15 protein-coding genes are annotated in these 24,666 nt (G+C 65.7%); 10 read left to right on the top strand and 5 right to left on the bottom strand.

Annotated elements, in window-relative coordinates:
• Positions 1–301: 301 nt before the first annotated feature.
• Positions 302–1,063, top strand: a complete 762-nt coding sequence (locus tag LZC94_19535) for a hypothetical protein (GenBank protein ID WXB19410.1) — start codon at positions 302–304, stop codon at positions 1,061–1,063.
• A 419-nt stretch (positions 1,064–1,482) separates the two neighbouring features.
• Here the strand turns inward: LZC94_19535 and LZC94_19530 are convergent, their stop codons facing one another.
• Positions 1,483–3,093 (bottom strand): ATP-binding protein, encoded by a 1,611-nt coding sequence (locus LZC94_19530; protein ID WXB19409.1) that lies wholly within the window; start codon positions 3,091–3,093, stop codon positions 1,483–1,485.
• 1,184 nt (positions 3,094–4,277) lie between these two features.
• On the opposite strand from LZC94_19530, the gene LZC94_19525 reads away from it, so the two are divergent.
• The 3 genes from LZC94_19525 to LZC94_19515 all read left to right on the top strand — a co-directional run bounded on the left by LZC94_19525 (position 4,278) and on the right by LZC94_19515 (position 6,720).
• Positions 4,278–5,027 (top strand): hypothetical protein, encoded by a 750-nt coding sequence (locus LZC94_19525; GenBank protein WXB19408.1) that lies wholly within the window; start codon positions 4,278–4,280, stop codon positions 5,025–5,027.
• Between the two features lie 582 nt (positions 5,028–5,609).
• The gene (locus LZC94_19520; GenBank protein ID WXB19407.1) at positions 5,610–6,242 is read left to right on the top strand and encodes a YdcF family protein; all 633 of its coding nucleotides are present in this window, start codon (positions 5,610–5,612) and stop codon (positions 6,240–6,242) included.
• A 244-nt stretch (positions 6,243–6,486) separates the two neighbouring features.
• A complete protein-coding gene (locus tag LZC94_19515; GenBank protein ID WXB19406.1) occupies positions 6,487–6,720 on the top strand; it encodes a hypothetical protein in 234 nt (77 codons plus the stop codon).
• Between the two features lie 209 nt (positions 6,721–6,929).
• Here LZC94_19515 and LZC94_19510 read toward each other — a convergent pair whose 3' ends face one another.
• On the bottom strand, positions 6,930–8,807 hold the full coding sequence (locus tag LZC94_19510; protein ID WXB19405.1) for a M20/M25/M40 family metallo-hydrolase: 1,878 nt from the start codon (positions 8,805–8,807) through the stop codon (positions 6,930–6,932).
• A 401-nt stretch (positions 8,808–9,208) separates the two neighbouring features.
• On the opposite strand from LZC94_19510, the gene LZC94_19505 reads away from it, so the two are divergent.
• Complete coding sequence (locus LZC94_19505; GenBank protein WXB19404.1) at positions 9,209–9,703, top strand: cupin domain-containing protein; 495 nt, start codon at positions 9,209–9,211, stop codon at positions 9,701–9,703.
• Positions 9,704–10,225: 522 nt separating this feature from the next.
• Positions 10,226–14,326 (top strand): protein kinase, encoded by a 4,101-nt coding sequence (locus LZC94_19500; GenBank protein WXB19403.1) that lies wholly within the window; start codon positions 10,226–10,228, stop codon positions 14,324–14,326.
• A gap of 167 nt (positions 14,327–14,493) precedes the next feature.
• Here LZC94_19500 and LZC94_19495 read toward each other — a convergent pair whose 3' ends face one another.
• Positions 14,494–18,588, bottom strand: a complete 4,095-nt coding sequence (locus tag LZC94_19495) for a hypothetical protein (protein WXB19402.1) — start codon at positions 18,586–18,588, stop codon at positions 14,494–14,496.
• Between the two features lie 200 nt (positions 18,589–18,788).
• Positions 18,789–19,922, bottom strand: a complete 1,134-nt coding sequence (locus LZC94_19490) for a serine/threonine protein kinase (protein WXB19401.1) — start codon at positions 19,920–19,922, stop codon at positions 18,789–18,791.
• Between the two features lie 311 nt (positions 19,923–20,233).
• Between LZC94_19490 and LZC94_19485 the strand changes: the two genes are divergently transcribed.
• Genes LZC94_19485 through LZC94_19470 form a run of 4 tightly spaced genes read left to right on the top strand, consistent with a single transcriptional unit; the run spans position 20,234 to position 23,724 of the window.
• The gene (locus LZC94_19485; protein WXB19400.1) at positions 20,234–20,866 is read left to right on the top strand and encodes a peptidoglycan-binding protein; all 633 of its coding nucleotides are present in this window, start codon (positions 20,234–20,236) and stop codon (positions 20,864–20,866) included.
• A complete protein-coding gene (locus tag LZC94_19480) occupies positions 20,860–22,194 on the top strand; it encodes a hypothetical protein (protein ID WXB19399.1) in 1,335 nt (444 codons plus the stop codon). The genes LZC94_19485 and LZC94_19480 overlap by 7 nt, the downstream gene beginning before the upstream one ends.
• On the top strand, positions 22,184–23,128 hold the full coding sequence (locus LZC94_19475; GenBank protein WXB19398.1) for a hypothetical protein: 945 nt from the start codon (positions 22,184–22,186) through the stop codon (positions 23,126–23,128). Before LZC94_19480 ends, LZC94_19475 begins: the two co-directional genes overlap by 11 nt.
• Positions 23,125–23,724 carry a carboxypeptidase-like regulatory domain-containing protein gene (locus tag LZC94_19470; protein WXB19397.1) on the top strand — a complete coding sequence of 200 codons (600 nt, stop codon included), beginning with the start codon at positions 23,125–23,127 and terminating at the stop codon, positions 23,722–23,724. Before LZC94_19475 ends, LZC94_19470 begins: the two co-directional genes overlap by 4 nt.
• A gap of 90 nt (positions 23,725–23,814) precedes the next feature.
• Here the strand turns inward: LZC94_19470 and LZC94_19465 are convergent, their stop codons facing one another.
• On the bottom strand, positions 23,815–24,645 hold the full coding sequence (locus tag LZC94_19465) for a hypothetical protein (protein WXB19396.1): 831 nt from the start codon (positions 24,643–24,645) through the stop codon (positions 23,815–23,817).
• Positions 24,646–24,666 lie beyond the last annotated feature (21 nt).

Here is a 24,666-nt window from a genome sequence, read left to right as displayed (position 1 = left end):
GATTTCGAATGGCTATTCTCGATTTGCAGCGCTTCGCGGTTTCGTCCGCGGTGAGCCCCGCGGCCGCCTGCACGGCGTGGTCGCAGTCCGGCTGCAGCAGCGATTGGACGTGTTGCTGACCCATGATTGAGCAGGTGCGGGCGAAGACCCTACAAGGTCCACGTCCGCACCTCGCTGTTTCAATGATGCGCGATACGGGCTGAGCAAAGAAGCAAAGTTCGAAATGGATCCAGAACCGAACGCATTGGTCCGAGTCTTGTTGGATGCCAGCGTTGGATCGAGAAAGGCGCTGAGGCGCGCCTTGGTGTGGCAAGATGCGTTCTTCGCAGGCCTGCTCGCCGAGCTCTGTCCTCGGGCCCAGCGAAGCCGGGTAACGACCCTGCTCTACGAACGAGCCCCGGAGTACCGCCGTGGCGGCGCGTTCTTCGATGTAGGACTGTTCGCTTGGGAGCAGCGCCTGTTTCGCGAAGGCTCGGCATTTCCACGCGAAGGGACGATCCTCGTGGGCGGCGTCGGCGGGGGCCGATTGCTGGGACCCTTGCTGGCGCGCGGACACCGGATCCTGGGCTTCGACCCGTCGCGGCTCCTGGACGAGGCCGAGGTGGTGGCCGGCGGGCGCGACGTAAAGCTCGCGACCGGCCGCTATCAGGATCTCGGGCCCGCGCTCCAGGGCGAGGGACCTCTCGCCGAGCTCGTTGCGGGAGAGGATATTCGTGCCATCATCCTGGCGTTCGGCAGCATGATGCACATCACGCCGGGCGAACGGCGGGAGCTCTTTTCCAATCTCCGGGCGCTCGCGCCCGCCGCGCCGGTCTTCGCGTCCTTCATGGTTCGAAGGCCGAACGCCGAATACGATCCCATCTACGAACGAACGCGGGCCGCCCTCCGCCGCATCGGACACAGCCATCCCGATGACCACGTCGATTTCATCGTCGGGGTCGGCTTTCTCCACATGCCGTCGCGCGACGAGGTGGCGGCGCTCTGCCATGGCGCCGGCTACGATCTGACGGAGTACTCGGAGATGCCCTACGGGACTGCCGTGGCCCTGCCGCGCCCCCCGTAGTGTTCCCGTCCTAGGATTCGAGTTCCATCTCCATCTCGATCTCGGACGAAGCGCCGGATCGAAAGCCGGGTGCAGGGTTACGTTCGGACGAATCGGATGTTCATGGCTTGCGGGCCCTGCGGTCCAGGCACCACCTCGAACTCGACCTTATCGCCCGAGCACAGATTGAGAATGCCCGTGCTCGTTATTTGATCCCGGTGAAAGGACACCTCGCCCCCGCTCTCGCGAGCAATGGTACCGATTCCCTTGTATGCAATGAATGTTCGAACCGTACCTTTTTCAATCATTGCCAGAGCTCCCTACGGCGATCCTAGACCGCCCCGGCACCGCGCGGTAGATTTATTTCGGCAGGGAACGAGCCGGGTGAAAACGGAGCTCCGGCTAATGCCATTTCGTCGCGGGACGAGCCTGTCACTCCATCACCGCGGTCCCTCCTTCGGGGACCGTTTCCAGCCCGTCACGTCGAGCAGGTTGTGCACGACGCGAAGCAGAACACGGTTATTGACGGGCTTCGCCAGATGATAGTTGAACCCGGCCTCGCTCGCCCGTCGTGCGTCTTCGGCATAGGCGTAGGCGGTGAGGGCGATGGCGGGCACCGCCCCACCGTGCTCGGACGGCCGCGAACGAACGCTTCGAATGAATTGGTAGCCATCCTCGCCGGGCATACCGAGATCGCAAAGGATGATATGAGGAACGAAGGAGTCGATCGCCTCCCGCCCTTCGCGCGCGGAGGTCGCGAGCCGGATGCTGGCGCCGCGTTTTCGAAGGAGTGTTTGCAAAATGTCGCGTGCATCGCGGTCGTCGTCGATGACCAATATGCGCGCGCCCTTCAACTCCAAGCTCGCCGTCTCGTTTGGCAGGGCGGTGGGCGCAGCGGACATTTTGCGGGCTTCGTCTTGATCTGCGGCGAGCGCGCCAATGGGAAGGGTCACCGTGAAGGTGGCTCCCCTCCCCTTTCCTTCGCTGGCGCCCGAAATCGTGCCGCCATGCAGCTCGACGATATGATGGACGATGGCGAGGCCAAGGCCGATGCCGCCGACGCGACGCGCAGGCCCCAGCTCGGCCTGGCGAAATGGTTCGAAGAGGTAGGGAAGGAAATCGGATTCGATGCCTTGCCCGGTGTCGATGATCTGCAATTCGACGGATGAACCGACGCGGCGCAAGGACACTGTGACCACGCCTCCTGCTCGCGTAAACTTCACCGCGTTCGACAAGAGGTTCCATGCCATCTGCTGAAGCCGCACGGCATCGCCGACGAGCATCCATGGCCGCGCGAGGCCCTCGAGCACCAGGCGAACCTCTCGTGCATCGGCGGCGGGACGCACGACGTCGACGGCCGCGTGGAGGATCGCCGCCAGGTCGACGACACGAGCGTCGATGCGCATCTTGCCCGTGACGATGCGTGACATGTCGAGCATGTCGTTCACGATCGTGATCTGCGCTTCGGCGTTGCGAAGGATCGTCTCGACCGCCTTTTTGATGGTATCGTCCTCGCGCTCTTTCAAGAGCTCGGCCCATCCGACGATCGCGTTGAGAGGTGTGCGCAGCTCGTGAGAAATGGTCGCCAGAAATTGATCTCGGAAGCGATTGGCCTCGTGCATTTTCTCGAGCTCGAACCGGGCTTTCTCGGCCCGACGTCGCTCCTCCTCGTTCTTGCGCCGCTCGGTCAGATCGCGCACCAGCTTCGCGAAGCCGAGGAGCTGACCCGACTCGTCGCGCAGCGGTGTGAGGATCACGTTCGCCCAAAAACGCGACCCATTTTTGCACATGCGCCAGCCCTCTTCCTCGAAGCGCCCGCGGCGCGCCGCCTCCGCCAGCTCCCGCTCCCACTTGCCGGTGCCGGCATCTTCGGGCGGATAAAACCGTGAGAAATGCTGGCCGATGATCATCGATGCCTCGTACCCAATGATGCGATGGGCCCCTTCGTTCCATGTGGCCACGATGCCGTGCGGATCGAGCATGAAAATCGCGTAATCCTGAATGCTCTCGATGAGGAGCCGGAAGGTCGCGGGCAACGCGAGGGAACGCACGAGCTCTTCACGAGCACTCGCGCTCGAAGTCTCTTTCTCGGGACCGCCGTTCGTCATCGACACACCGATCCGGTACTGCGCCGTAGAATCCGTTTCGGGCGGCCTTCGCGATCCGCATGAGAGACGTGTCCGATTCGTGGCCCGCGCCCATACCGTGCGGAGGGCTCGTGCGTGACATGCGTCTTGGTCCGACTCGGCATTGCAAAACCTCCGCGAGAGAAAACGGCCCTTTCCGAAGGACTCACCGTGAGAGCGCGCATGCAAGCGCTCGCAGTACAGCGAGGCAGGATCTGAGCCACGCGAAGAAGTAAAGCCGAGCCTACGCGCACGCTTCCGCGGCGTCGCTGGCGCTGAAATCGAACGCGCCATCTTCGAAGAAGGACACCTCTCCTGTAGGCTTCATCCGCGGTCGCGGGCGGTGTGGCGCGGCATCGATCCTCGAGGCATCACGGAGCTCGCCTCGCGCTGGTTCGCGGTTCGCGGTTCGCTCCAGGAGCTCGTGGGCGCGTCGGCGTAAGGCGTGTCGCGAAGACGATGAATGCCAGCGGCGGCATATCGACCGACAATTTTTGTAATCATTTATTCGTTATCGTTGATAACAAAATGGTATTTTATCCGGTTGATACGCCCTTGCACGCGCCATCGAGGTGCAGATGCCATTCTCGGCGTCCGTTACTCCTGCGCGACGCGGGGCGGCGATGAATGTGTGGACAATGCACTTCGCCCCGCACATCGAGGCCATCGAGACGCCCATCTTCATAGATGGTTTGCTCGACCAAAGGCTACCGTTCACGTTGATTTTCGAGCAAGCTCGCTTAGCGCCTTCGGGTACGCGCGGTGAACCATACGCGTGATTGACGTTCCATCGAATCGAAATCCAAGTTTCGGCGCGAGCGGCATCATCACAGTCGCCCCGTTTCCAACGATGGGAACACGAAGAGGGCGCCTGGCCGATCACCCTCGCCAATTCGTGGCAAGTTTGCGCGCAGACCAGCTTTGTCACAATCGAGGGGAGATGCGGCCACTCGTCGTTGCGCAAATAAAGCGTATGGAGCAGCTTACCTAACGTCGCGAAAAGAGAGAGGAAAACTTGCCACGAGACAATTCTACATCATAGGGCATTGCCATTGCAAAACGGTGCTCCCGCGGGCCGTGGACCACGTGCTCGCGGGAGGAGCAACATCATGAAGGGCTATATTCGCGCCGCTGCGGCGATGTGTACGCTAGGTGCAACGGCGAGCTCGTACGCGCAGACCGCGCAAACGCAACCGGCCCCGCAAGCGCTACAGGCTCCGGCCACTCCGCAGACGCAGCAGGCGCCACAGACTTCTCAATCTCCGCAGGCTCCGCAGACGCCGCAAACGCCACAGACCCCTCAAGCGCCGCAAAGCCCGCAGACGCCGCAAAGTCCGCCCGCGACCACGGTCACGTCGGCGCCCGTCATCGTTTCGCAATCCGGGAGCACGGTGCAGCGCGACACGACCTCGGAGAGCTACCGACCCAATCGCAAACTGCTTGTTGGCGGCGCGCTCACCCTTGGGCTGTCGTATGCGCCAGCTGCCATTGTCGGCAGCACCAGCGATCACCATGGTGATCGCAACCTCCTCATCCCGCTGGCGGGTCCCTGGATCGACCTCGCCGATCGCGGTCCCTGTGGCGGATCCGGACAACCGTCGTGCGGTGACGACACCGGCAACCGCGTGCTGATCGCGGTGGATGGGGTCTTCCAAGCCCTCGGCGCCCTGCAGATCTTGGGCGCCTTCGTCTGGCCCGAAGCGCGCCGCGTGGAGGTCGTCGAAGGCAAAGGTCACCTTGCTCCAACCGGCCAAAGGCACGTTGCGCCCGTGGCCCAGAAACAGAAGATTGAATGGCAAGTGGCCCCGGCGCACCTCGGTCGTAACGGGTATGGTTTCTCCTTTGCCGGGACGTTCTAGTCTCGTCTGAACGCAGCATCCGCGGACGGGCAAGACTCGCCGACCAACTCGAGCATCCGACGAAACCTTGCTCCAACCGGCCAAAGGCACGTTGCGCCCGTGGCCCAGAAACAGAAGATTGAATGGCAAGTGGCCCCGGCGCACCTCGGTCGTAACGGGTATGGTTTCTCCTTTGCCGGGACGTTCTAGTCTCGTCTGAACGCAGCATCCGCGGACGGGCAAGACTCGCCGACCAACTCGAGCATCCGACGAAACGCTACTTCTCTTTACCTACTCCAAACGGCAGAAAACGAGAACGCTCTTCCTTACTCCCGAACCTCCCGAGGACAACCCCCCTCCGTCCTCGGGAGGTTTCTCGGGGATTGGCGATAAAGGGGCTGTTCGAGCCCCACATGGAGACTTCGTGCCGTCCACCCGACGTTTCCGCGGGCGGTGGCGCTCGAGACCTCGATGGGCGCGATGGTGCCGATGGCGGGTCCGTCTTCGCCGCCGCCCGCACCCGGCGTTGAACAGGACGGCGCCGGTGACGATGCCGTTGCGGTCCGCTGGAATAGCTGGAGGGCGATCGGCGTACTCTTCCTGGTGAAGCGGAAGATCGCTGCCGGCGTTAGCGTGCTCCTCGCGGTGGTCGTGGCGCTCAACGTTTTCGTGTGGCGCGTGGGAAAGGCGGGCATCGTGGACGGAGAAGGCGACGCCATCGTCGTGCTCGGCGCGGGTGTGTATCCCGACGGGCAGCCCTCGGCGGTGCTGGTCGATCGCCTCGCGACGGCGCTCTCCCTTTACCGAGCGGGGCGCGCGCCGAAGATCCTCGTCACCGGTGATCACGGGCGCCCGTCGTACGACGAGCCTGGCGCGATGCGGCGCTGGCTCGAACACCATGGCGTGCCCACCGAAGCGATTTTCATGGATCATGCCGGGTTTGACACCTTCAGCTCCATGACGCGCGCTCGGCGCGTCTTCGGCATCGAGCGGCCCATCGTGGTTACGCAAGCGTTCCACTTGCCGCGCGCGCTCTATTTGGCACGCTCGTCGGGAATGGCTGCCACCGGCGTGATCGCCGACCGTCGCGCGTACCGCGGCGCGCTCGCCATGCGGGCGCGCGAGATGGTCTCGGCACCCAAGGCGTGGCTCGACGTGACGACGGGTCGGGAGCCTCGCTACCTCGGGCCTCGGATCCCCATCGATGGGGATGGTCGCGTCACCCACGACATGTGACCATCGACGGATGGCCGTCCGTGCGAAGCGCGGCTCGGGATGTGCTCGCTCGAAAAAAAAACGCACAGCCGGTGTAATGCCAAGGAAATGCGTGCGTCTCGAGGGGCATGCATGCGCTCCCCGATGCAGGCGATACCTGCAAAGGACAGCCCCCATCGAAAAACGCGAGGTCGCACGTACGACAACTTGCGGCTTCGCACCCTTTCGGGCGTCGGGGAGCTTCTATCCAAAGGAGAATCGAAGAATGACGGTCGGCAAGAAACTCGCAGCATCGGCGGTCATGGGAATTCTGAGCGCAGCCATCACGTATGGAGGCGGAGGGCAGGATGCGCAGGCCGCCGTCGACCCTGCCGTGAATGCCGTGAACGAGGGGCCCAATGGCTGGGGGCGCAAAGGAGGCTGCGGCAGCAAAGACGGAGGCTCGTGCAGGGCCATGAACTTGCCGAGCGCCGATGGCCCCTGGGCGATACCGAAATAACGCGCCCGCGGCCCCGCGCGTCCCAACCCGGCGTCTGCGGCCGTGCTTCGAGCGCCGAATCCCGACTGGATTTTTCGTTGGGGTGTCGTCATGCGCACGGTAGGAGCTCGCATGCGCTCGACGTCAATGCCGGTAGGTGCCCCTCGCGGGCGATGCGCCTGCCACGGATGCTCGAACGTGGAGCACGCTGCGCCCGCGAGATGGGAATGTCAGTGGACGTCCTCGTGCGGTCCGGTGGCCCATTGCGTCCGCAGGCTCGCCTGCGCCGCGAGGCTCTTGGTCGTGACCGTGGGGGAGCGCTGGATCTCGCCGTCGACCCATTTGCAAATGACCTTGGCGCCGAGCGCCATGTCGCGAGCCGGCATGCCCTCGTTCAAACCGTGGAAGTTGAACGGTGGCCCGGCTTGATCCGTGAAGGCGGGGCCCGCTGCCAGAAAGTTGAGGTGGCCCTTTGCGTCGGTGCCGCCGCCGGTCGCGAGCGCGGGGCACTCCTGGCCGAACACCTCTTTGAACGCTTTGCTCACCGAAGAAAAGGCGGGATCGTTCGGGAGGCGGACGTCGGGCGCGTAGATCGTCGACGTCTTGAAGGTGACCGCACGGCCCGGGCGAAGAGCGTTGAACCTTTGCACGAGCTGCGTGAAACGATCTTGGAAGACGCTCTTGCTGCCCGCGCCTCCCACGAAGCCTTCGGTCGTGTGATCCCACGCGACGCCGTGATGGTCGAGCGCATAACGAATATCGACCCGGAGCGATATCGTGTTGGGGTTCGCGGTGTCGGTGCCCGTGTAAAATCGCGTGATCGCGTACGTGGTTCCATTCTTGTCCGCGTAGGCGGCGCTGTCGGGCGCGGTGAAGACATCGTCGTGGGCCTCCAGCAAATCGCGCTGCGGCTCGCCGAAGGCCTTGGTCCCCCACCCCCAGGCCACGAATTCGGCCATACGGCCGACGTCGTTGTCGGCGAGCGTTTTGTCCTGCACGAGCGCGCCGAGGAAATTGGCCAGCGAGATCAGCGGATTCGCGCCCTCTTGGCGGTTCTCCTGCGGCCGTGAGCCGTGCTGCGCGCCCTCGACCTTGGTGGTGAGCTTGATCTGCCCAGGCGTCGACGTGTCCACCGTGAGCTTTGCGCGACGGTATGCGGGGTCATCGAACGGGTGCTGCGCGTAGCGGTTCGCGATGCCGCTCGCGAGCGCGGCCAGCTTGTTCTTTGAGTCCGCGTCCGCGCCCGACTTGAGGACGGCCGTGACGCTGTCGGGGATCTGGTTCGTCGCCCCCGGACCCGTATCGAGCGAATCGATCCACACGCCCGTCGTGGGCGGCGCCTCGCGGGCGATCGTGAAGATCGGGCGCTCGATGCCCTTCTCCGCGCGCACGCACCAGGACGAGTCGAAGACCACCGCGAGATCCGGCTCCTCGGCCTTGTTCGCGTCGAAGTAGTGGGTGGTGGAGAACGACGTCTCCTCCGACGTGTCGAAGATGATCTCGACGGTGACGCGATCGAGCAAGGGGCTACCGTCGTAGGCGCGCGCCATGGCCTTCAGCACGTCGAGCGCGCCGATGGCAGGTCCCTTGTCGTCGGCGGACCCTCGGCCCACCCAGTACTCCTGGTCTTTGCCGTCGCGAAGGCTCTTGCGCGTCTCCTTCTTGAGCTTGAAGGCGTCCCACACCGCAGGATCGCCCGGAGGGACCGTGTCGAGGTGCGCGAGGAGCGCGACCTTGTACTTCCCTCGTCCGAGCTTGGCGCCGAAGACCTTGAACGTCTTCGGATCGCCGGGCTCCGCGTCGGCGTTCGGCATCGCCCAATCGAAGGTCGCGATGTCGTCCTTCTTCGTCACCGCGTTTACCTCGTCGATCTGCCGCTTCAATTCCGCCTTGAGCGAGTCGATGTTTGCTTGCACCTGGGCTTCGTTGCTGCTGTCGGGCTCGCGCCACGTCTGCACCGATACGAACTTGGCGAGCACGTCGAAGCTCTTTAGGACGTCCTCCTCGATGGTCGCGCACGCGTCGCCGCTCGGCGGCCGCGGAGAATCCGAGTCCGAGCTCGAACAAGCTAGGCCGACGAGCAACGCGCTCGCGGCGGACCATCCCAACGTTCTTCTACCTAGTCTAGACATCGTGCACTCCTCTCGGGCCGCCGAGTCCATCGATGGATGAATCGATCGGGTAATAAGGGAGGGTATCTATATCGGACGCGTTCGAACGGGTCACGCATCGAAGTCCACCATCGCGCACAAGCCCGCTTGCTGCGTCGCAGCACCACGATCATCCTGCGAAGCCGCATGCCAGACCCGCGCGACGCGCGCCATCGCGAGGAGGCGTAGGTCCTCTCCGAGCACGATGGGTGTCCCGCGCCACGCGTGCGCGGCTCGCGAACGTGCGCTTCACGACGAATCACGACGAATCGGCCGACCTCGATTCAAGGGCCGCGACGCCGCGCGGGCATCCGCGTGAACGCGTGCAGACGGCGCGCCACACGCGTAAACTGCGCGCGATGACCGTTCCGAAAGCCACCGAGCTGCCCCCCTTCATCGTGCACGAGAACGATGTTCCCGAGGTCGAAGGTCACTACCGGCCGCCCTTCGAGAAGGAAGCGTTCTCCTGGACACGCGATCTCGGGCGCGCGGCGGGGACCGTGAACGTGGGTCTCGGGGTGGATCGGCTCCCGCCGGGGAGGCGCACGGGCTTCACGCATGCGCATTCCGAGGAGGAGGAGATGGTCTATGTGCTGAAGGGGACCTGCGCCGTCCGCATCATCGAACCCGGCCGGCCCCCGGTCGAATACGAGCTGCGGGCAGGCCACATGGTCGCCTTCCCCGCAGGAACCGCGGTCGCGCACACCTTCGTGAACCATGGCGACAGCGACTGCTTTCTCCTCGTCGTCGGCGAGCGAAAGGAAGCGACCGACCGCGTCTTCTTCCCCGAGGACACCGGCTACGACGAAGCGACGGCCCAAGAGCGGCCCTGGCGACACTGGAAACGAACCTAAACGGATCCCTTGCCGCCCGCTCGCATTGGCCTGAAGCCGTGACTCTGCCGCGCTTGCGCGGGGGCGAGCCGTGCGGGCGCAATAGGAAGCCTCTCGTCGCAGGCGCCCGGCCGGCACCGTCCTGCGGACGCGGGTTGCAAGGTCGTCGCCGCAGCCTGCGAGGCTCGTGAGCGCGATCCGCGCGGCGCTCCAGCGCGCGAAGAGCCCTCGGCGCGCAAGCGTGTGCGTCTGTCATCTTCCCCAAAAGGTCGATGCCAAATCATCCTCGCTCGTCGGTCGCTGCATGGCCTCCGTTCACCAAAATCGACGCAAGATCCGCTCCCGCTCGCCCCACACGGCGGGCCACTGCCCTACCCTGCCCCTCCATGGCGCGAGAGGTACCAGGAAGGACCCGTTTGATGTCACTGGATGCCGCTCGCCTCAAACGCAGGCCGCCTCGTCTCTCCGCCACTGCTTGCGTCGGTGTCGTAGTAACCTGGATGCTGCTGAAGTACCGCGCGAGCTGCGAGGGGGATCGCCGTCATGGCCGAGATACATCGACACACCGATCGAGCCGCCGGCACGGGCACGGGGCCTTGCCCTTTGTCGTGCACCGTGACCGATGGTGTGCGAGGGACGCTCCGTGAGGACACGCTCGAATCGACGACCGAGTCGGCGCGGTCGAGCCTCGAGCCGGAGCAAGGTTGCCGGCTCGGCGGGGCCGATGGGACGCGGTTCGAGCTCCTCGAGCGCCTCGGTGGCGGCGGCATGGCGGTGGTCTTTCGCGCGCACGACGCGGTCCTCGATCGCACCGTGGCCATCAAGTTCCTCATCAACAAGGCGCGGAGCACGAACGAGGGGCTCGAGCGGCTTCAGCTCGAGGCGAGGGCGTGCGGTCGGTTGAATCACGAGAACATCGTGCGGCTGTTCGACATGGGGATCGATCGAGGGCTCCCTTTTCTCGTGTTGGAGTACCTCGAGGGGCGCCCTCTCGATGCGATGCTGCGCGACGGTGAGTTGGATGCGCGGCGCGCGGTTCGGATCATGATCGACGTCGCGCGCGGGCTCTCGCAAGCGCACCGCGCGGGCATCGTGCATCGCGATCTCAAGCCGAGCAATGTGTTCATCGCCAAGGACGGCACGGCAAAAATCCTCGACTTTGGCGTGGCGACGATGATCGCGGCGCCCAGCGATACCAGCGGGGCGCTCTGGGGGACCCCGAGGTACATGTCGCCGGAGCAGTGGAAGGGCGAGGCCCAGGACGGGCGCACGGACATTTGGTCCGCCGGCGTCATGTTCTTCCAGCTGATGACCGGCGTCGAGCCGTTCACGGGCGAGGACGTCTTCGAGCTGCGCGATCGGATCGTCTCACCCCTGCCCGCGCCCTCGCTGCGCGCGCTGCGCCCGGAGCTGCCCGCGGAGGCGGAGCGGATCGCGCAGCGCGCCATGATGAAGGGCGTCTCCGACCGTTTTGGTACCGCCGACGAGCTGCTCGATGCGTTCCTCGCGCTCGAGGGGGCGCTCCACACGCGCGACGAGCGCGAGTCGCGACCCAAGATCGAGCGCCGCCAGACGACCGTCCTGTCGTGCTCCTTGTCCGGTGCGCCGGAGGGGCCGCGCAAGCGCGCGCGCGACGAGGTCGACGAATCGTTCGTGGACGTCGTGGAGCTCTGCGCCGCCATCGTCCAAGAGCTCGATGGGACGATCGTCTCGTCGTTCGGCTCCCGGGTCCTGGCCTGCTTTGGCTACCCCATCGCGCACGAAGACAACGCGCAGCGCGCGCTGCACGCCGCTTTCCGCATCGTTCGAGCCATCCAGGCGCGCAAGCACGAGGCCGGGCGCCCGGCGTGCGCGCGCATCGGCGTCAGCACGAACCTCTCGATCGTGCACCGCGCGGAGCGATCGACCATGCCGTTGATGCTGCAGGGCGACGCGCCGCGCATGGCGCAATGGCTCGAAGAGCGCGCCGGTCCGGACGAGATCCTGGTCGGGAATGTCACCCACGTGCTGGTGCGCGGCTCGTTCGACCTCGAGCTGCTCGGCGAAGCGGCGCCCGACCATGCCGCGTGCCCGGCCCCCGTGTATCGCGCGCTCCGGCCTTTGGATTCGCCGTCGCGCTTCGATCGCGTGGCCCGCGACACGAGGACGCCGCTCGTCGGCCGCGACCGCGAGCTCGCTACCCTGCGCGCCATCTGGGACGACGCGACGGCGGGCCGAGGGCAGTTCGTGCTGATGCTCGGTGAGGCGGGCATCGGCAAATCGCGGCTGATTCAGCAGCACCTCGAGCAGATCGGGATCGTCACGGAGGCCGGGAAGATCGGGCCCGAGCCCCACGCCATGGTCCGTTGCCAATGCTGGCCGCACTTCCAGAACAGCGCGCTGACCCCCATCGTCGAAGGGCTCCGGCGCGCGCTCGGCTTGCACCGTGCGGCCTCGTCCGAAGAGAAGCTCTCCGTCCTCGAGGAGGCCTTGACGAACATCGAGCTCCCTCCCCGAGAGCACGCCGCGCGGCTCGCCGCGCTCTTCGGCGTTCCGACGGGCGCGCGCGACTCGCGGCCCCCGCTCGATCACGGCGCGATCGACCGCCGCATGCTCGACTTGCTGGTGACGCTCCTCGTGCACCTCGCCGGCCGGCGACCTTTGATCCTCATCGTGGAGGACGCGCACTGGAGCGATAGCTCGACCATCGACCTCCTGCACCTGCTCCTCCCCGAGGTGGCCCCGGCGCGGGTGATGGTGATCGTCACCGCGCGGCCCGAGCTCGAGCCGCGGTGGCGCGCGCGTTCGCACCTCTCCCGTTCGCCCCGCTCGGCTTCGCTGCCATCTCCGCAAGGGTGGTCGTTCTCGCCGTTCTCGCAGCTGGTGCTCACCAAGCTCTCGCCCAAGCAAACGGCCACCATGATCGCGCTCGCGAGCCGCGGGCACGAGCTATCCCCCGCCATGGCCCAACAGCTCGTCCAGCGGACCGATGGCGTCCCGCTCTTCATCGAGGAGCTCACCCACTGGATCGTCGATGCGCTGGGCGAGACCGAGCCACGAAGCGGCGCGACGGATCTCGATCCCCTCGCCTCCCACGTCATCCCCGCGACGCTCGAGGACCTCTTGCGCGCGCGCCTCGATGCGCTCCCCTCCGACGCGCAGGACGTGGCGCACCTCGCGGCCGTGCTCGGGCGCGAGGTCCCTTACGAGCTCCTGGGCAAGACGTCGGAGTTGCACGAGGCGTCGCTCCAGGTCGGGCTGGTGCAGCTCCTGAACGCGGGGATCCTTCGAAAGCACGGGCACGGCCCGGAGGCGCGGTACGTCTTCAGTCACGCCCTGGTGCGGGAGGCGGCGTACCAGTCGCTGGTGAAGCGTAAGCGCGTGCACCTGCATCGGCGTGCGGCCGAGGTGCTCGTCGAATCCTTTCCGGAGCTCGCCCGTCGCCATCCCGAGCTCGTCGCCGCCCATTTCGCGGAGGCGAACGCGCACGAGCTGGCCGTCGCGTACCTCGAGGCGGCGGGGCAGCTGGCGCTCCGGCGCTCGGCGTATGCCGATGCCGCCGTGCACTTCGAGCGCGCCTGCGCCGAGCTCCGGATGCTCCCGGCGGACGAAGCGCGCGAGGGCCGCGCGATCGAGCTGCTGCTCGCCCTCGGCACCGTGCTCATTTTGGGCGGTAAACCCGCCGTGCTGGCCGACGTCGCGCACAGGCTCGCGCCGCACGCCGAGCGCGCCAACGATGTCTCTGCGAAGCTGCTCGCGCAAATCGGGGGCGCGTGGAGCTCCTTGCTCTCGGGCCACGATCTCGCGCGATGCCGTGACCAGGCGGCTTCGGCGCTGGCCCTGCACGATCTGCGGGGCTACGACAAGCTCGCGCCCAAGTTCCAGGGGGTGGGGCGCGGCCTGGTCGTCGGCCTGTGCCTGATCTGGTCCCTCGCGCTCCGCGGCGAGTCGGAGCGCGCGCTGGTGATGGCACGCGATACCGTGCAGAGGGCGCGCTTCCAAGGCGACACGTTGAGCTCCTCCCTCGCGCTCTTTCATTTGGGCTATCTGCACGCGTTTCGCGGGGAGTTCGCGGAGGGCGCGCGCTTTGCCGACGAAGTCGCCCGGATCAGCGAGCAGCACGGCTTCGAGGCGCACATGGCGCTGTCGAAGTTTTTGCGCGGCTGGTCGCGGGTGGGCATGGGCGACGACGATGGCGTCGAGGAGCTCGAGCAAGGCACCATCACCCGCCGAAAGGTCGGGACCGAGGTCGCGATCACGATGTGCCTCTCGGTGCTCGCGTGGGCTCAATGGCGGACCGCGCGCCTCGACGACGCCATGCGCTCCTGCGAGGATGCCGCGCAGGTCGTCGACGGCAAGGGGGAGCACTTCTTCGAGCCGGAGCTGCTTCGCTTGAACGGCGAGATCCTGCTGGCCCAAGGCGCCGATCCGTCGCGCGCGCTGGCGTGCTTCGAGCGCGGGCTCGCGCTGGCCCGCCGCCAAGGTGCGAGGGCCTGGGAGCTGCGGTTGGCGCACAGCGATGCCCGCTTGCGGTCGAAGCTCGGGCGACATGCGGAGGCGAGAGCCCGATTGATGTCCGCCATCGCAGGGTTCGGCGACGCGGACGATACGAGCGACGTGCGCATGGCGCGGGCGCTCCTGGGATCCCTTGCGCTTCTCGACTAATCGACCTCGCCTGCCGAAACGACCTTCGTCGGGCGCACGTGCCGGCCCTTTGAAGGCCACGCGGTGGGTGGCGGAGGTCGGCCGCCGGCGCAAAAAAGGCGAATGGCCGCTTGGATCCGACGGCCATTCGCCTCACCTTCCCGACACCTTCGCGACCGTCGGGCGCGTCAGTTGCCGAGCGACAGGATTTTACTCGGATCGTTCGCGATCGGCACGCGCGCGTCGTTGGTCGTGACGTTGACGGCGGCGCTTTGCTGCTGCGGGGGTGTGTTGAAGTAGATGTGACCGGCCGGGAGATTCGGCGAGCGGCTCCAGTCCTTCGTGGTGCACGCCGGCGGATCGATGCACTCGTTCCAATACGACGTTCCCGCGGAGAACGACGTTCCGACCAGGCGGATCCCCTGGCCGCCGTCCACGATGATGGGGATCGAGGGCGGCTTCAGGCCCTGGGATTGTTCCACGGTCTGCCACGCTTGATCGATCTCGCCCTTGAAGAGCTTGAACGGGGTCGTTGGATTGACCACGACCAAGCTCGATCGCCAATCCGAGGAGATGCCCTCGTTGTCCGTGTAGAGACCTTCGACCGTGGCCCCCACATTTAGGAAGATCGAGCCATAGATGGTCCCGCGCGAATCGATGAACACGTTCTGGAATTGTTGCCCCGAGCCGCCCACCACCACGAGCGGAAGCGGTCCGACGCCGCCGCCGAAGTTGTTGTAGACGTTGCGGTTGCCGTTGACGACGACCAAGCCGAGACGCGCTTCGTTCAGGAGGCGGACTTCGTCGAAGGTCGAGTCGGAGCTGTCTCCGTCGAGCTGCATTCCAAATGTCGCGGAGGAAATCTGGAACGACGCAAAGCGCGATCCCACGGCGTTCATGGCGAACAGGCCCGACCGGTTGCGGATCGTCATGTCGTGCACGGTGATGTTCGAGAGCTTGCCCTCCGCGGTGCCATTGGGTTCGGCCGTGCGACGCACCGGGTACCATACGTTGCCCACCGTGGCGTTGTAGCCCTGGGTCGCAAAGGCGGTGTTGGTGCCGTTCGAGACCTGGGTGACGAAATCGACCAGGGCCAAGGTCGACGCATCCCGCCCGAGCTTGGCGCCCGGCGGCGCGTAGGTCGTCGTGGGGTAGCGGTCTTTGTTCGATAGCCGGACCGAATCGATCACGCCGATCATGGCCGGATCGCGGACAGCACCGTCGAAGCCCGTGGTTCGTGGGCCCACGCTCACGTCCTCGTGGAGCCCTTGGGCGATCGCGCCGGAGGCGGCCACGCACGCGACCATCCCTGGGATCGGGATGGGATCCCCGGCGCAAGGATCCGTGGGACCCGCGCCGGCGGTGCCCGCGGGCGCGGGGCCGGCGGTGTCCGCGGGCGCGGGGCCGGCGGTGTCCGCGCGGGTGACGGGCGAGCTCGTGACGGGCTTCGCGAAGAGCCGGATGGCGGCGCCGTCGCGGGTCAATGCCACGTGATACGTCGTGTTGAGCGCGATGGCGGGCCCTTGGAGCGAATACGTCTTTCCTCCGAGGTTCATGGATGCCACCAGCGATTGCCCGTTCACCCCGATGGAAAAGGCGGAGGTGCACCCGGGCAGCACGCCGCCGCTGCCGAAGCAGCCGTGGCTCTGCACGATGCCGCCGTATCCGCTCGACGCGGCGGTGAGCTTGATGACCGCCTCCGCCGTGAACTGGGTGAGCCCGTCGAGCTCCGCGGACGGGTGATTGTCGCGCAAATCGAGCCAGTACGAGCTGCCGTTGGTCTTCATGGCCTGGCCGGTACCAAACAAGGACGGCACCAAATCGACGCCGGTCATCCCGGGCGGCTCCAGGACCAACGCAGGACCCGCCCCGTCGAAGCCGGTCGGCCCGAAGCTGACGTCGATCATGCTTCGGTCTCGCTGCGCGCCCTCGAGGCGCAAGCCGTTGCAATGGACGAGCAGCGGCTTCTTGACGAGGTAGGACTTCGCGGCGTTCGGAAAGAAGACCGTGCTCGGGGTGCCGCCGTTCTGGGCGACGCACGCCGCGTCGATGGCGCTCTGAATGGCGGTGTACGCGTCGGTGGCGCCGTCGCCCTTTGCCCCATACGGCGCCGCCGTGATATCGAAGACGCGGGTCGTGGTGACGCCTCGCACCACGTCGGATCCGGAGGCCATGGGCGCGATGGCGTTGGGATCGGGCGCGGCCGCGAGCTCCGAGCAGAGCGTCCCCGGCGCCGTGCAGGTGGTGACCGACTCGTTCGACCAAGGTACGTTCGAGTCTTTCGTCGCACCGAGGATGACCAACGGTTTGACGTTCTGGGCCCCGGGCGCCGTGAGGACCCGGACGATCTCGGATGCCGACCCCGTCCCTGTAAAGGACGTGCCTTGGATGACGGCTCCGGCCGTGACTGCGTCGGGCTTGGTATGGATCGGCGCGCGCCGCACGACCACGGGTGCGGTGGGCACATGGGGGTTCTGCATGTTGCCGATTTGGCCGCGTTGCAGCTGGAAGGGCGCCCAGGAGCTGGCCGCCGCGATGGCACCCCGCCACACGGGGCTGGTTCCGCTGGCGGGAATGGACACGCCGTTGATCACGGGGCTGTCCTCGAGCAAATACATCCCGTAAACGGTCTTCGCGCGGTCGGGGGTGATGGTCACATTGCTGATGACGGTCTGGGCACCTCCATTGATCACGAACGGGAGCGTCTGCCCGGAGGCCTTGATCCCATGAAACTCGCTCCCGTGCGTGGAGTAGGCGATGACGCCGTACCGGCCGCGGTCTGGCGCGGCGGTGGCCTCGAGATCGTTGGCGTACGATCCCCAACTGTTGCCCAGCGCGGCGAAGCCGTAGTCGCACCCACGGCACGTCATCTTCCAAAGTTGAGACGTCGCCATGTTGTAGCCGAAGAGCCCCATTCCGCCGGCGATGGTGAAATCGTGGAGGCGGATGCCTTGAATGAAGCCATACCTGGTCGTGTTCTTGCTCCGAATGGGGAGCCAGAATGTCTTGCCCTGCGAGTGCGCCGGGATGATGCTCGTCGGATTCTGCAATGCAGGCTGACCGGGCGGCGCGGGGGGCGGTGCAGGCAATGGCTCGAAGTTGATCAAGGCCAACGTGTGAGCGCCATCGTCGGTGTGCTTGGCCTCCGGTCGGGTGAACGTGTTCGTGTAGCGGGCCGTGTCGGACAAGCGGACGGAGTCGATGTTCCCGACGATGGGCGGGAAGTAGTAGCGGGAATCGAGCCCGCCCAAGAAGGGCCCCACGCTCACGGTTTCGTCGGCCTCCTGACGAAGGGTCCCCGTGGCCGATGCGCAATAGGTCTTCTTCCCGTCGAGAAAGAGCCGCACCATGGCACCGTCGTACGCGATGGCGACATGGTGGGGCACGCCCAGCGATACCTGTCCGGGCTGTGCATCGCTCGCGCAATCGTTGCCGACATTGGGGGCTCCGCCGATGGCGATGAGCCTATCTCCGACCTTGATCACGCCCTTCAAGGTGGGCGGCGTTCTGTCGTCGTTGCCTTGAACGCCGAGCGCGAAGGCTTCGCCCTCGGGGAGCACGGGCGCGTTGGCGGCCGTACCCGACGTGACACCATAGCTCGAGACGATGCTCCGAAAGCCCGCGGCCGTCGCGCTCAATCGAATGAACGCTTCCGCGGTGAATTGCGCTTTGCCATCGAGCTCGACCGCGGGCATGTCGCGCAGCTCCAGATGCCACGCATTCTCGTCGGTCACCGCGGAGTTGCCGCTCCCGAACAAGGCCGGTCCGGTGGGGAGCTTTTCGCCGACGGGGTTGACCGCCAGGGCGGGGCCCGCAAATCGCGGCACAATCTCGACCCCGGCGCGGCAGGCGCCAAACATTTCGAACCCCGCTTCGCACGTGATGACCAAAGGCCGGTCCGTCGTGTACTGGCCCGGCGGCAAATACACGGCCGCGGGCGGAAGCCCCGTCCCCACGGACGCCGCGCACGCGGCGTTGATGGCCGCCTGAATGCCCGGATACGCATCGCTTCCATCGGGCTTTGCGCCGAAGTCGGCCACGTTGAACACTCCGCCGATGCCGTCCTTTGGTGCAACCTGGTTGCACGATGGAAGGGCGGCCGGCGATGCGGCGAGGTGGGGGTCGACGCTCTCCCCCTTGCGGATCCACGAGGAACCCGTTGGATCCGCGCGTTGGTCGATTTCGGCCGCCGGCGGCTCGCCGGAGCCACATCCACACGCTTGCGCGAAGAAAACTACACCTGGAACACGGAGAAAGGCGGCTCGCCACTGCCGAAAACGCATCGTTCGTCCCTCGTTTCTCGCGATTTTTGCGTTTTTCGCGACTTTCGCGTTTTTCGCGTTGAGTGCACGGCCATCTCGGTCGACTGCGGACCGTGCTCGGTAACGGAAGGACATCGGTCGCCGCGGCGAGTCGATTGCGTCGAAAAGGCACGAACGCGCCCTTTGCCCTCCCGTTCCAAAAATCGAACGCTTGCCCCGGGTCAGAGCCCGCGGTAGGTCAACCGCAGCCGTACCGCGGACACGTCTCCGGCGACGAGCAGAACGAACGCGACGACGAACGATAACCCCGTCAGCAGCGCCGGCCGTGCCCTCTTGGGGTTGAGCGCGCGCGCAGAGGAGATGGCCGCATGACGGAACGTACTTTGCGCGGTCGCATGCGAAACGGGATCCGCCGCACGCGCGCGCTGCTGGAAGCGGGCTTCGATATGCAGCTCCCTCGCGGCGAGCGATTCGTTGCGCGCGGGGGGCATCGCGTCCAGGACCGAGCGGAGCGCGCTCATGAGCTCTCGTACGTCGGGGAAACGCGCGAGCGGATCCTTCTGCAAGCAGCGCGATACAATCGCCTCCAGCGAGGCCGGAACATTGGGGCGGCGAGCGCGGAGCGGCATTGGCTCGAGGTAGAGGACTTTTCCGAAGAGCTCACCGATGGTCTCCGCATCGAATGGGAACGTCTTCGAAACCAAGTAATAGACGAGCGATCCCAGCGCATAGATGTCCGCGCGCGCATCGACATGCTTTGCGCTCCGAATCTGCTCGGGGGCCATGAAGGCCGGTGAACCGAGGACCGCGCCCGTTCGCGTGGCCGTCGCGTGAAAGTCCTCCGCCGCGTCCGTCAGTTTGGAGATGCCAAAATCGAGTACTTTGATGAGCGCGGTCCCATTGGGACGGCGTGTCAGAAACAAATTCTTGGGCTTGATGTCGCGGTGCACGATGCCGGCGCGATGCGCCTCGTCCAGCGCTTCGCAGGCATCCAGGACGTAACCCAACGCTTCACGAACGGGGAGCGGGCCCCGCGCGCGCAACACGGCATCGAGATCGGAGCCTTCGAGAAATTCCATCACGATGTACGGCGCCCCCGTTTCCAAGGTGCCCACGTCGCTCACGCGCACGATATGCTCTCCGCGCAAACGAGCCGCCGCGCGCGCCTCTCGAAGGAAACGGGCCGCCGCTCCGCGAACCGCGAGCACCTCGGGGAGCATGAATTTCAATGCCACCCGCGATCCAAGTTGCACGTGGCGCGCGGAGACGACGACCCCCATGGCCCCGGTGCCCAGGATGCTCTCGATTCGATACTTCGACGCGAGGACATCGCCTATCTGAACCGACGCATGCACGGCAGTGTCCAATCCTACCTAAAATGGCCCCATCTGCGACCGCGGAATGCCCTGATCCATGCGCTTGCCCCCATCGGCGTCGTGCTCCTCTTCGCCTATCACGCCGTGTCATTCACATCCATTCGTGGCACGGGGATGCGCGTCATGCCTTTACGATGTGTCAAGGCAACAACCAGGACGGGGACAGTCTTGGCTCGGAGGGCGATCCGAAAGGCGCTCCCTTTTTGGGGTGGGAAATACCCCCGCGCGCAAATCGGGGCCGCGGATGTCGACGGAGCTCGAAGATTCGTTTACCTCTCGAAACGAGGGCCATGCAGTACACGATCGTTCAAGGGGACTGCCTGTCGAGCGTCGCCTCGCGTTTTGGATTTCACCATTGGCGCGTCATTTACGATCATCCGAAGAATGCGTCCTTCCGGGAGAAGAGGCCCAATCCCAATCTGATCTACCCCGGCGACGAGCTGTTCATCCCCGAGAAGGAGCCAAAGTCCATCAAAGGCTCGACCGGAAAGGTGCACACGATCGTGGTGCAGCGACCCATGGCTCACCTGCGTCTGCGCCTCTCCCAGGTGGACGGCAGCCCGGTCGCGGGCGCCGCGTATACGCTGCGCGTCGGTTGGTTCGAGGCAAAAGGCACCACGTCGGACGATGGGTTCGTCGAGCAGGACATCCCCTCGCACGAAGCCCACGCGACCCTGTCCCTCGAGGGTTCGGGGGTCGAGAAACCACTCCAACTCGGCTCCCTCGACCCGATCGATACCGTTTCGGGGGTGCAAGCGCGCTTGCGCAATCTCGGGTATGACTGCGGCCCCATCGACGGCATCGTCGGACCAAAGACCAAGGCCGGAACACGGTCCTTTCAGAGGGACAATCCGCCCCTCGCCGTGGACGGCGTGTGCGGCCCCAAGACCCGCGCGGTCCTGCTGGAGAAATATGGGTGCTGAAGCCGAAGGTGGAGGCTGCGATGGGCGACGATGACGTGCCGAACGACCCGGGCGATCCCCCGCGGCAGGCTCTCGATGGGCCTGCACCGATCGCGCGAACGGGCGAAGGGCTCGGGCACCACAACACCATCGTTTTGGGGATCTTTTCGTCGAAACGAATTTCGGCCCTCAAGATCATCCGCGCGACATTCAAATCGGATCACCATGTGATGGTGGACAATTGGCTGCAGAGCAACCAACAGGACCCGGACTGGTCTGCGGGTGGCCAGCTTCTTCCCAAGCCCGACTGGGTCTTCGGTAAACCGAGCGCTCCGATAAGCCACAGCAAGGGCGTACCGATCGAGGTCGAGATCGTCTTCGAGGTGCAACCGCCCGATGCCCAATCGGTCCCCGTTTCCATCAAGGGCAAGGGAACGGGATCGGCCGCGCTCCAAAAGATCGCGTTCGACGAGTGGCGCAATCTCGTGGGGGGGAATGCCGCCGTTTCGCTCACCGGGCCGCGGCTGACGTCGGCGCCCGATGTGGTCGCGCGGATGTCTGGCGACATCGCGTGGGATGGCTTGCCGAGCGATGTCCTCACCCGTTTTGCTGCGGGCGCATCGTGGGGCCATACGATCTTCGTGGCCATCGATACGCCGATGGACGCGGGCAACCGTGAAACGGGTATCACGCATCGACGCATGGCCGCGTCGATCGAGCTCGTTCAGAGCACCGGAGCGCACGGTACGCACGAAATCGTCCAAGGGCTCATGAGAAAGCTTCCAGCCTATACGCTCGATCGGGATCCTGCCGTTCCCGACGAATATCGGCACCCCACGTACTTCAATGCCAAGGCGGGGGCGTGGCCGCTGGCGCAGTTTCTCGATAAGAAGGCCGAGTGTCAGGCCATCGTGCGGTTCGTTCGAGCCGTCATGCTGCAGGTGGGTTCTCATGGAACCTTCGAAGCCGTCATCGTCTACTCCAAGCCCTTCGAGGGCAAGGGCGACAAGGCATTCGAGGGGCCGCTGCCCTTGTCCGGCGGAGGGCTGACCGACGAAACGAAAATGGTCGACGGTGAAGAGTGGCACGCCATGCTGATCGATCGACCGGTGCAAGTTGGGAAGACCTATACGAACGCGCAGGCGGGGGCGAACAACTACGAGGCTTGCCTCAAGGTCACGGCCGATCTCCATGGGCAATCCAAGACGCTGTACTACGGCGGAGGTACCACCGCGGCGTTCGAGACCGCCGACGACGTGCTTCGCCAGTGCTTCTGGGGCCTCTGCTGGGTGCATTTCGGCATCATCGGTTTTACCGTTAAGGCGATCGTAAAGAAGTATGCGAAATGATTTGCGCTCCTCGGTTCCATGCTGGCTCGCGACCTTCGCGCTCGCGGCGCTGCCGGCCTGTCCGGGGCGAACGACGAGCCGTGGAGCTTCGAGTGACGCGGCGGAGCCCGTGGAGGCCGCGGGGATCAAGGACAGCGGAGGAAACGGAACGATGCCCGAGCGCGCCATGCCGAGTCCGATGAAACCGTGGGACCACGAGGTCGCCGACCCAAGCGCTTCGCTCGTGCGCGAGTGGGAGCATGCGCTTGCCGTCGCGGAGAAAGAGGGGTTCACGCCCCTCGACGATGTGGCGAAGCTCCCGGATGGTGCGCGCGTGCGTGCCAACTCGCACCAGTGGACGGGGCGATTTCTCTCGGACGCCGCAAGCCCTTACCGGAGCGACGTGCAGGTGCGGCGCAGCGTTCATCATGCCAGGCGCGCGGCGCCGAACGATTCGGTCGACGTCCTGCGGCATGAGCTCTCGGTCGCCATTCACGACACCGAGGGGCGGCCGCCGACCCTGCTCGAGGTGATCGTCCGCGAGACCGTGGGTTCCTTGCGCATCGATGTGCGGCGCGCAGGGCTCGATCTGATGGCGCTGACGGAGACCGCGCGCGCAGACGCCATCGGCTGGCTCGCCGAGCGTGTCATGCGCCTCCGCGGCGTGCATCTGGCCCCGGAGGGCAGCGAGGAGCCCCATCGTTGGACGTTTCTTCATGGACGGCTCGACGAAGGCGCTCGATTCTCGACGGCGCCGGGGCAGAGCGTCGTGTCGATGTGGTCATGGGCCGACCGGGTCGATGGCGGCATCGAGCGGGGCGCGCTCTTTTTCTTCGCGTGGAAGAAGCGCGAACCAACGGACGGGACCATCGTCATCCTCGATCCGAGGCATTGGTTCGACGGCAAATGTTGGGAGCCACTTCGCAATCCCCCACCCAAAGGGCGAAATCCATGAGCTCCGCCACCACGGTGCGCGACGCCCGCGCAGGCTGGCGATTGTGCGATCGCTACGGGAACGTGCTCGTTCTTCCGGCGCGCGCCGCGCCCGAGGCGGATCTGTCGTTGGGGGAACGATTTCTGCTGACCGAATCCGATCTCCTGTATTGGTTATCGGACCCGCTGGAGCGTGGGGTCGTCCTCGATGTGTACGAAGCGCTCCGCGGCGCTTCGGGGTGGAGCGGGTTCGGCGGGGACATCGCGGGCATCGACGCGCAGGTGGTCCGCACGATCCTGCGCGCGGTCGATATGGGCGAGCTCCTCGTGCTGCGCCCGCCGCCGCCACGATTCCAAGCGCGAACCGCGAAGGAGGCCCCCGAGCGCCCGCGCCAAGAACCCGTCACGGAAGATTGGGTCGGGCTTCGCATCGTGGACCAGAATGGCCGCCCCGTGCCCGGCGTCCAATACCGCATCACCCTCGCGAGCGGCGCCACGATCGAAGGCGAGGTCGATTCCAACGGCAAAGCGCGCATCGAGGGTCTCTCCCCGGGGCCATGCTCCATCGCGTGCCCCGATCTCGACGGGCGGGCTTGGGATTTGGACGCCCGAGGGTAGCTCTCGATGTCGCTGGATGAACGGCAAGCCCGGCCCCAGCGGCTACGACCGATGCTCCCGTACGACGAGGAGCTCGGCCGCGAGGTGGTGCTACCACAACACGTCCACGTTCCGGATGCGCACCTCGTCGATGGGCCGCACGACCCACTCCGGGCTCTCCGAAAAGCGCACTTCGAGAACGAACGCCTCGGGGTCGATGTCGCCCTCTTCGGGCGCGTGCGAAAGGGTGCCTGCCGACTCGAAGAGAAGCGTCGCCTGCGGCGGCGTGATGCGGCGCTCGACGGGCGGGAGCTCCCAGCCCGGCCCCTTCCCTTTCAGTCGGAATGCTTCGATCGGCGAATTGTTGGCCCCGGGGCACTGCAACGCGAGCGTGAGTTGGATACCGTATGAAATGGGCTTCGTCGGGCGGCCGCGCACGATGGGTGACTCGATGCCCCGGTCCCCCGAGAGCGAGCCGATCAGACAATTGCGCCGAAGCCTCTCCTCTTCGGCGGCGCGCGCGCGCCGCTTGGCCTCGTCCGCCTCGACCTGCTGCCGCGCCCGGAGCTCGTATTCCTCGCGGCGACGCGCGCCTTCGTACCCATCTGCGACCCACAAGAGGCCCACCGCGACCAGAGCGCTCCCGTGCGCCCACCACAACGCCCCACGCCGGCGTCGCAGGAGAATCGCGAGCAACGTCGACCCGAGTATGTAAATGCCCGCGCTCACGAACACGCCCAGCACCCGGCCGAGTTGCTCCATGGCGTCCCCAAATCCGACCAGGATCTCGAGCCCCGCTTCCGGGCCAAACCGCACCGGGCGCTGCTTCGATTTCAAGCTGGCCACGATGCCAATCGCAACGAGGACGGCCACGCCCAAGAGAGCAACGTGGATCCCCCAGCGGGGTTCGCGAGCGGGCTGCTCTTCTTCGGAGTCGATCATGGAGTTGGTGGTTCGATATTA

This window comes from Sorangiineae bacterium MSr11954, from assembly GCA_037157815.1.
Taxonomy (GTDB): Bacteria; Myxococcota_A; Polyangia; order Polyangiales; family Polyangiaceae; genus Pendulispora; species Pendulispora albinea.
The sequence above is the reverse complement of the archived record's forward strand: the minus strand, read 5'-3'. Positions and strand labels throughout refer to the sequence as shown.

What these genes read in the sequence shown, in the direction of transcription:
- LZC94_19525 (WXB19408.1), top strand. Translation starts at nt 4,278, where the DNA reads ATGAAGGGCTATATTCGCGCCGCTGCGGCGATGTGTACGCTAGGTGCA.
- LZC94_19515 (WXB19406.1), top strand. Translation starts at nt 6,487, where the DNA reads ATGACGGTCGGCAAGAAACTCGCAGCATCGGCGGTCATGGGAATTCTG.
- LZC94_19505 (WXB19404.1), top strand. Translation starts at nt 9,209, where the DNA reads ATGACCGTTCCGAAAGCCACCGAGCTGCCCCCCTTCATCGTGCACGAG.
- LZC94_19500 (WXB19403.1), top strand. Translation starts at nt 10,226, where the DNA reads ATGGCCGAGATACATCGACACACCGATCGAGCCGCCGGCACGGGCACG.
- LZC94_19495 (WXB19402.1), bottom strand. Translation starts at nt 18,588, where the DNA reads ATGCGTTTTCGGCAGTGGCGAGCCGCCTTTCTCCGTGTTCCAGGTGTA.
- LZC94_19485 (WXB19400.1), top strand. Translation starts at nt 20,234, where the DNA reads ATGCAGTACACGATCGTTCAAGGGGACTGCCTGTCGAGCGTCGCCTCG.
- LZC94_19475 (WXB19398.1), top strand. Translation starts at nt 22,184, where the DNA reads ATGCGAAATGATTTGCGCTCCTCGGTTCCATGCTGGCTCGCGACCTTC.
- LZC94_19470 (WXB19397.1), top strand. Translation starts at nt 23,125, where the DNA reads ATGAGCTCCGCCACCACGGTGCGCGACGCCCGCGCAGGCTGGCGATTG.
- LZC94_19465 (WXB19396.1), bottom strand. Translation starts at nt 24,645, where the DNA reads ATGATCGACTCCGAAGAAGAGCAGCCCGCTCGCGAACCCCGCTGGGGG.